The sequence below is a fragment of the Psychrobacter sp. 1U2 genome, from assembly GCF_051847575.1.
The window spans coordinates 1-694 of sequence record NZ_JBPYDC010001132.1 but is presented as its reverse complement, the minus strand read 5'-3'; the positions used below and the strand labels follow the sequence as shown (position 1 = coordinate 694).

Annotated in this window: 2 protein-coding genes; both read right to left on the bottom strand. The window is 46.0% G+C overall.

Going from position 1 to position 694, the window contains the following annotated elements:
• A partial coding sequence (locus ACS8FD_RS20795; protein ID WP_439277265.1) for a Mur ligase domain-containing protein occupies positions 1 to 311 on the bottom strand: 311 nt, incomplete at its 3' end.
• Positions 312 to 402: 91 nt separating this feature from the next.
• A partial coding sequence (locus ACS8FD_RS20790; protein ID WP_439277264.1) for a glutamate ligase domain-containing protein occupies positions 403 to 694 on the bottom strand: 292 nt, incomplete at its 5' end.

Genomic DNA, 694 nt, shown 5'->3' with positions numbered 1-694 from the left:
TCGCTTACCACCAACTGTGGAATACTTGTAGAAATTGGACGTGATACGATTGCTGCGACCGCACCTTGAGCAGCAGCGACATTGATATAGTCATGTCCATCAAAATTATCGCCACTGAGTGCTAAAAATATATCACCTGCCTTGATGGTGCGCGTGTCGGTTGTGATACGATTGCTTGTAACGCCAATCTCTGTGTCTGATTGGTCTTGTTGCCAGTGACTGCTAAGCGCCTCTGTAGCCGCCAGCAAGTTGTCTGCTTGCCAGACATAAAGTCCTTGCGACTGAATGGTATTGTTGTTGCCAGCTGTCATAATGATTGCCCTATATGGTGACTACGGTATTTCGTTATTTTTGTTTGTCTTGGCTTGATGGTTATATTTGGTTATGCATAAAACCCTATATTTATATGCGTCCCGCTTGTTGTAGCGCCTGCTGCAAAACAACGCTGTCATCAAAATCATGACGGACACCGTTGATCTCTTGGTAAGTCTCATGACCTTTGCCCGCAATAACCACAATGTCATTGGCGCTGGCGTGACTTACTGCATACTCAATCGCTCGTTGGCGGGCAGGCTCAATATGCGTACGCTGATACTGCTCTTCATTCATGCCAGCCTGCATATCTTGCAAAATCATATTGGGATCTTCAGTGCGCGGATTGTCGGCAGTTAATATTACTTGATCAGCACCAGAC